This is a genomic window from Bartonella sp. AA86SXKL, from assembly GCF_042196885.1.
On sequence record NZ_JBHIRE010000043.1, the window covers coordinates 1 to 5,545 of the forward strand.

10 protein-coding genes are annotated in these 5,545 nt (G+C 35.7%); 4 read left to right on the forward strand and 6 right to left on the reverse strand.

Going from position 1 to position 5,545, the window contains the following annotated elements; translation table 11 throughout:
- Positions 1-97: 97 nt before the first annotated feature.
- From ACFIO5_RS09125 to ACFIO5_RS09145, 5 genes are all read right to left on the reverse strand, one after another.
- Positions 98-565, reverse strand: a complete 468-nt coding sequence (locus ACFIO5_RS09125; protein ID WP_375635096.1) for a hypothetical protein — start codon at positions 563-565, stop codon at positions 98-100.
- Positions 566-577: 12 nt separating this feature from the next.
- A complete protein-coding gene (locus tag ACFIO5_RS09130) occupies positions 578-1,306 on the reverse strand; it encodes a Rha family transcriptional regulator (RefSeq protein ID WP_375655513.1) in 729 nt (242 codons plus the stop codon).
- A 15-nt stretch (positions 1,307-1,321) separates the two neighbouring features.
- Positions 1,322-1,684 (reverse strand): antA/AntB antirepressor family protein, encoded by a 363-nt coding sequence (locus tag ACFIO5_RS09135; protein WP_375705265.1) that lies wholly within the window; start codon positions 1,682-1,684, stop codon positions 1,322-1,324.
- A gap of 65 nt (positions 1,685-1,749) precedes the next feature.
- Positions 1,750-2,124 (reverse strand): hypothetical protein, encoded by a 375-nt coding sequence (locus ACFIO5_RS09140; protein ID WP_375635095.1) that lies wholly within the window; start codon positions 2,122-2,124, stop codon positions 1,750-1,752.
- Positions 2,125-2,397: 273 nt separating this feature from the next.
- Positions 2,398-2,751: a helix-turn-helix domain-containing protein gene (locus ACFIO5_RS09145; RefSeq protein WP_004859838.1), complete on the reverse strand. Its 354-nt coding sequence runs from the start codon at positions 2,749-2,751 to the stop codon at positions 2,398-2,400.
- Positions 2,752-2,838: 87 nt separating this feature from the next.
- Here ACFIO5_RS09145 and ACFIO5_RS09150 point away from each other — a divergent pair, with 87 nt between their 5' ends.
- Positions 2,839-3,105, forward strand: a complete 267-nt coding sequence (locus ACFIO5_RS09150) for a helix-turn-helix domain-containing protein (RefSeq protein ID WP_375637121.1) — start codon at positions 2,839-2,841, stop codon at positions 3,103-3,105.
- Between the two features lie 438 nt (positions 3,106-3,543).
- Here ACFIO5_RS09150 and ACFIO5_RS09155 read toward each other — a convergent pair whose 3' ends face one another.
- On the reverse strand, positions 3,544-4,140 hold the full coding sequence (locus ACFIO5_RS09155; protein ID WP_208435741.1) for a hypothetical protein: 597 nt from the start codon (positions 4,138-4,140) through the stop codon (positions 3,544-3,546).
- A gap of 69 nt (positions 4,141-4,209) precedes the next feature.
- Between ACFIO5_RS09155 and ACFIO5_RS09160 the strand changes: the two genes are divergently transcribed.
- From ACFIO5_RS09160 to ACFIO5_RS09170, 3 genes are all read left to right on the forward strand, one after another.
- Positions 4,210-4,359, forward strand: a complete 150-nt coding sequence (locus ACFIO5_RS09160; protein WP_375643780.1) for a hypothetical protein — start codon at positions 4,210-4,212, stop codon at positions 4,357-4,359.
- Positions 4,349-4,663 carry a hypothetical protein gene (locus ACFIO5_RS09165; RefSeq protein WP_375643773.1) on the forward strand — a complete coding sequence of 105 codons (315 nt, stop codon included), beginning with the start codon at positions 4,349-4,351 and terminating at the stop codon, positions 4,661-4,663. Before ACFIO5_RS09160 ends, ACFIO5_RS09165 begins: the two co-directional genes overlap by 11 nt.
- A gap of 10 nt (positions 4,664-4,673) precedes the next feature.
- A partial coding sequence (locus ACFIO5_RS09170; protein ID WP_375705266.1) for a DUF1376 domain-containing protein occupies positions 4,674-5,545 on the forward strand: 872 nt, incomplete at its 3' end.

Genomic DNA, 5,545 nt, shown 5'->3' on the forward strand with positions numbered 1-5,545 from the left:
TCACCAAAATCTTTTAATGCACGTATGCGGTAAAGCGTAAGGTATCCATCAAACTGAATTGTTTCATCAGTAAGTTCATATTTCTTTTCCATGATTACTATTTCTCACGTTCTACGATTATGGTGGAGCCACTAATTTTACAATTTCCAGCAATGTCTACACGACAGCAAATATATGCTTGATTGTAAATTTTAGCATTTCCGTAAACGTGTACACTTTCCCCTATAACAGAATTCCCATAAATCCGCGCATAGTCAAAAACCTTGGCATTATCTCGAACAGAAGCACCATCAACTTCGGCATAATCAGAAACTTGTGCATTTCCAGAAATTTGTGCATTCCCATAAACACGGGCATCATCATAAACTTTGGCATTACCGTAAACTTGTGCATTGCCAAAAATCCAACAGTCTCTCTTATGGCTTAAGTTGCTCTCTTTTTCTATAAAACCGCCTAGGTCACCTTTTTTGACATATCCAAAGTCTCTTAATGCTCTAATTCGGTGAAGAGTTCTTCCATCAAACGGAATTGTTTCATCAGTCAGTTTGTATTTCTTTTTTATCATAATAACCTCCTCTTAATGCATGCTTTGTCTTTTAAGCTCTTGAGACAGCACACCAATTCCTTTTGCTGTGATTTTTGCGCAAGGAATGACTTTTTCTATTCCACTTGCGGTTTGAAGTGTGATGGTTGGACAATCCATAAGTTTCTTTTGGATTTTGTCTTGATAAGGAAGCAAATTTCCACCTGCTGCTCGTCTGTAAACCCAACCTTTTTTCTGTAAGAAGAGAATGAACTGTTTTGGTTGCATCTCGAGTATTTTAGCGGCTTCTGTAAGACTGAAGAGTCCATTATGACGCTGTAAGCTTTCAAGAGCCATGGCTTTTGGTGTTAAATCTTCAATGATGGTGTCTTTTTGATCTATTTGACCTTGTAGGTAATTCAAAAAGCCAATCATAGCCTTTGGACTTGAATAGTCGATTTGTGGTGTTACTACTTGCTTTTCCAATTCTTGCCAACGGTCTATAATCCTAGCACGTAATGTCATGCTGTAACCGGAAACTAAGATAAGGCATTCACGCTTAGGGAGGTTGTAACAGTTTTGGGGCTTACCCTGTTTATCTAAATAGGTGGATCCAAATTTGGATTGACCCCCTTCAGGATATAATTCTCCTAACATTTGTCGAATATCACGCATAATATGCGCATGTTGCTTACCGCATAACTCTGCAATTTCACGACTAGACATGGTGGGAACAGTTGTGTTTTGAAAATTGTTTTCAGATATTGTAATAAAGTTTTGCATCATCACCCCCCTTAATTAAGAAAAACACAAGGTTTGATATAATATTCTGCCATAGTTTCTATGACGTTCTGCTTGAGCAATTTTCCTTGCTGCGTGAATTTTGAAGTAATGATTATCGGTTTTATCTGTTTCTATTTCAGATTTTGGACAAATCTTCTGTCTGTTCCATTCTTGTTTTGTAAAAACAAAATCCACGCCTTCTTTTAGATCAAGCTTTTCAACACAATCGTTAAACCAAGTGAAAAAATCTTGTTTCAAATGTAAGTACCTATGCATTACATGGGCATTGACCATTTGGACATAACCGATTTTGTTGTCTACCTCGTTTTCAGGCGTGAGATATCCTTCACTATGAATATGAGTATCATGTGTGGTCATAAGTTTACTCTAATCAATTATTGATGGGAAAAGGGGAGGCGCTTTTAAAAGCGCCCTTTAGAATTTTAAAGCACATCACAAGGACGCAAACGGTGTTGTTGTTCATAAGTACCGTAAATCTCATCATTATATTTTTCGTCTGCTATCTCGTCTAAAAGTTCTTGGTAAGCATCACTTTCGAGTACAAAGTCATGAACTTTACTCTCCTCGTGGAGATGTTCGATATTTTCTTTTACATATGCTTCTGCAATTTCTTCAGAGATATCTTCACAATTATTCTCAGAAGGATTGATGCGAAAGATTTGGATTGCATCATCTGCCTCGTCAATAATTTTTAGAACTTGGCTTTCATCCAGTGGTCCCGACCGACCAATGTTTTGATCATCATCATAGACAACTAATAAAATTTCATTGGAATTTATAAGAATTGGCTTATCCATAATTTTTCCTCCCTAACGCCTCTTGGCGATTGTTTGTGCGTGGTTTATGGAATATATATAATACGCATAATGCATACTTGTCAACAATAAAATATGCGTTATGTGTATTTTATTTTTAACGGTATAAAAATCTTGTAAGAAGATTTTTTCTAAATGACGATTCTCATGAAAGGGGAAGGTGAATGGTTATGAAAATAATAAAAAGTGATATAGAATTAGATAACAAAATAATGCATCTGGTTTCTACATTTAGTAATGAAAGAAAAAAAGCTTTTATTTTTTTTCTTCTGCATGCAGGCGATTTAAAAGGTGAAGAATTGTTTCTTTATCTGGTTGAGTTGTTTTTTGCAGTAGATTAATAATTTGCTCATCAACAGTTTGTTTTGTGGCAGGAATTGGAAAGGAGGGGCCTTCTCCCTCTCCAGTTAATAACCATCCTTCACTAATTCTAAATGCTTTTGCATATTTTGCAGATGCCCGTGATATTCCTCTTAATCCTTGTTCGTGCTGTATATAGCTAGAGTAGTTCCAGCCAAAATATCTAGCTGCTTCTTTAGCACTTCTAAAACCACGCGCTAAACGCGCTTTTATTAATCTAGCAGATTGGTCTATCGTGTTACTAAGCATTTTTATCTCCTTAATATATTCATATTGCATATAATTGGTATGCATTTCGACTTGACTTTTAAGTACTCATAATGCATATTATTTTTTATGGGAAAAATAGCAGTAAAACAGTTACGTAAAAATCTGAATTTAACTCTGAAAGAAATGGCAGCACGGTTAGGCGTCAACAAGTCAACAGTATGGCGTTGGGAAAAATATGGTGTTCCTTCAAGAGGAGCCGTTGCATATCTTCTCGAAGCGTTATGGAATGAACAATCTCCTCCAACGCCTTCTTTTGTCAAGGGTTCCACTGTTTGCATGAAGCCATGTGAACAAAATGAAATGACGAAGCTTCAATATGAAGAAAGAAAATAAAAATGGACAATTTCGCAACGATTATTGTGCTTTTTACAACCAATGTAATCACGATTTTTTGTTTTTATGTCTCTCATAAAAAAATGCAAAGCTCTACAAAGGTGTTGCAAAGACCATATTACACTTTTCACATTTTGAAAGATTCAATAAAAGAAATGGATTTTCCAGACGGCAGCAAAATTATTTTTCATGATTCTGATTGGAATTTTTCTCTTGATGCAAATGATAATTTGATAGTTCAAAGTACTTTAGGACCTTCATTGTCTATCAGGGCATATAGTGACGCATATGGTTTTAAAAAGTATCTTATAGATAATTTTCAGAAATATAATCGGTCTATACATTGAATGCAACGAGATAAGATAGAGAAACTATCCGCTCATAAGAGAAAGAAAGTAAGTGACATTTGATTACTTTTAGTTCCGTGAAATTAGAGTATTAGTCATCACAAAAGGAACCAAGATAAAAATTAGGTTTGAGTGTTTTGGTCGGATAATTTGGAGAAGTATGTTCTACAATGATATTTATAGGCTGTATTTCAGATGGATTGCGCATTGCAAAAATGAGTAAAAGTGTTAGTTCGCTTTTACTTCCAATACTAAATAGATCATACCATTCATTTTGGATTGGGTTGAGTTTAGGGGTTATCAAGTTGACGTGGTTTTCTTGCGTTTTAATGAAGATGTCTTCTGTTTGTTTTTGCAATTCTAGGTTGGATTTAGGATATGAGACATGAACAAATTGAAAGGGGCTCTTTTTATCTATCCATATATGATTCAGTCTAATCATCTGTTTTGTAGGGTTATAGAAAGTTACTTGTAAATGAACCAACGATGCTGTGATTATATTAAATCCTCCTTTCTTTGATGGAATAACACTATCACCTCTTGGTTGGGAAATAGATTTCAGTTCTAATTTGGGTCCTAGTTTTCGTTCTTCCTGTTCTTTGTACTTAGTGTAAATTGAAAAAATTGTATGTGCGAAATTAATAAGAACAGAAGAAATAGAAAACAATTTAGACACTACTTGAGGCATTTTCCCCCCCATTTCGAAAATAATTACCGTTGAACGGCTTTGTAAAAATAATTTTTAATGGAATAGCAAATGACTAACACGATTCTCTGTCTTGATCTAGGTACTAAGACAGGCTGGGCGATATGTTCCAAAGGGCATGCGCTTAAAGACGACAACGAAGCAGATGCTTTAGCAATTTTATATTTAGTTAAAGGAAAGGAGATTGGGGATGTCCAATAGAAATAAGTTTGTAACAATTAATGTAGAGAAGTGTCTTCTTGATATTGTTTTGTTACCAGCGATTGAATGCAATGTTTATCTCAGGTTGCGTTTGCAAATGCTCTACACTGGTGAACCTCTTATAAATAATTCACAAGGATTCTCTTATCTTACTAAATGTTCAGTAAAAAGATTTGAAAAGGCGTTAGATTATTTATTGAGGGTTGGAGTCATCATACGTTTAGAAGATGGTCGTTTGTGGAGTTCACAAGTTGAGGAGGAACTCAATAACTTCAATGAAGATCTAAATAATAATAAAGAATAGGAGGGAAAATATGTCAACTAAGTTAGCTTGGGTTCGTTGTTTTCCTTCTGATTGGGTATCTGATGCTAGTGGAATGACGTCGCATCAAATATCGACTTATATGATGTTGATATTGCTTATGTATAAGAAGAGACAGCCAATTCTTGAGAATGCCTCTATATTAGCACGCATTTCTGGTTGTTCAGTAAAAGCTTTTAATAAAGCGCTAGATTTTTTATTGAGTGATGAGAAACTGATACGTTTAGAAGGTGGTCGTTTATGGAGTTTACAGGTTGAAGAGGAACTCAACAACTCTAATGAGAATTTGAATAAGTTTTCAGAGAGAGCGCAAAAGGCAGCGAAGGCAAGATGGGATAAAAATACAAAAGATGCTTGTGATATTAAGCATGATGCTAACAGCATGCTTAAGGATGCTAAGCATGATGCTTGTGATGCTATAACAAACAATACAAACATATATAATAAAAAAACTAAAACTAACGTTTTAGCAAAAAAAGAAATTGGTTCTGAAAGTTTAGCAACAATCGATTTGGTTGACGAGCCAACAGAGGTTGCTGCTGTTGAGACCACATCAGAGCAAATCGAAACCTCATCAGACAACCAACCTCCCATTCACGAGCAAGAGAACGTTCCCAAAAAAGCAAAACGAGCGCAAGCTAATCGCGGTTGTCGATTGCCTACGGATTTTGAACCCGATTACGATTTTGCAATCGAAGAGGGCTTGCCTCCAGAGCGCGTGAAAGTCGAAATTGCAAAGTTTCGAGATTTTTGGAAAGCCTGTGCAGGAAAGAATGCTATCAAACGTGATTGGCAAGCAACATGGAGAAACTGGGTGCGAAAGGCTATCGAGGTTTTAGAGAAAACGAAAAACACGAACAACAA

Excerpts from the sequence above, each read along its gene's own strand:
- ACFIO5_RS09125 (WP_375635096.1), bottom strand. The coding sequence starts at position 565 with ATGATAAAAAAGAAATACAAACTGACTGATGAAACAATTCCGTTTGAT.
- ACFIO5_RS09130 (WP_375655513.1), bottom strand. The coding sequence starts at position 1,306 with ATGCAAAACTTTATTACAATATCTGAAAACAATTTTCAAAACACAACT.
- ACFIO5_RS09135 (WP_375705265.1), bottom strand. The coding sequence starts at position 1,684 with ATGACCACACATGATACTCATATTCATAGTGAAGGATATCTCACGCCT.
- ACFIO5_RS09140 (WP_375635095.1), bottom strand. The coding sequence starts at position 2,124 with ATGGATAAGCCAATTCTTATAAATTCCAATGAAATTTTATTAGTTGTC.
- ACFIO5_RS09145 (WP_004859838.1), bottom strand. The coding sequence starts at position 2,751 with ATGCTTAGTAACACGATAGACCAATCTGCTAGATTAATAAAAGCGCGT.
- ACFIO5_RS09150 (WP_375637121.1), top strand. The coding sequence starts at position 2,839 with ATGGGAAAAATAGCAGTAAAACAGTTACGTAAAAATCTGAATTTAACT.
- ACFIO5_RS09155 (WP_208435741.1), bottom strand. The coding sequence starts at position 4,140 with ATGCCTCAAGTAGTGTCTAAATTGTTTTCTATTTCTTCTGTTCTTATT.
- ACFIO5_RS09160 (WP_375643780.1), top strand. The coding sequence starts at position 4,210 with ATGACTAACACGATTCTCTGTCTTGATCTAGGTACTAAGACAGGCTGG.
- ACFIO5_RS09165 (WP_375643773.1), top strand. The coding sequence starts at position 4,349 with ATGTCCAATAGAAATAAGTTTGTAACAATTAATGTAGAGAAGTGTCTT.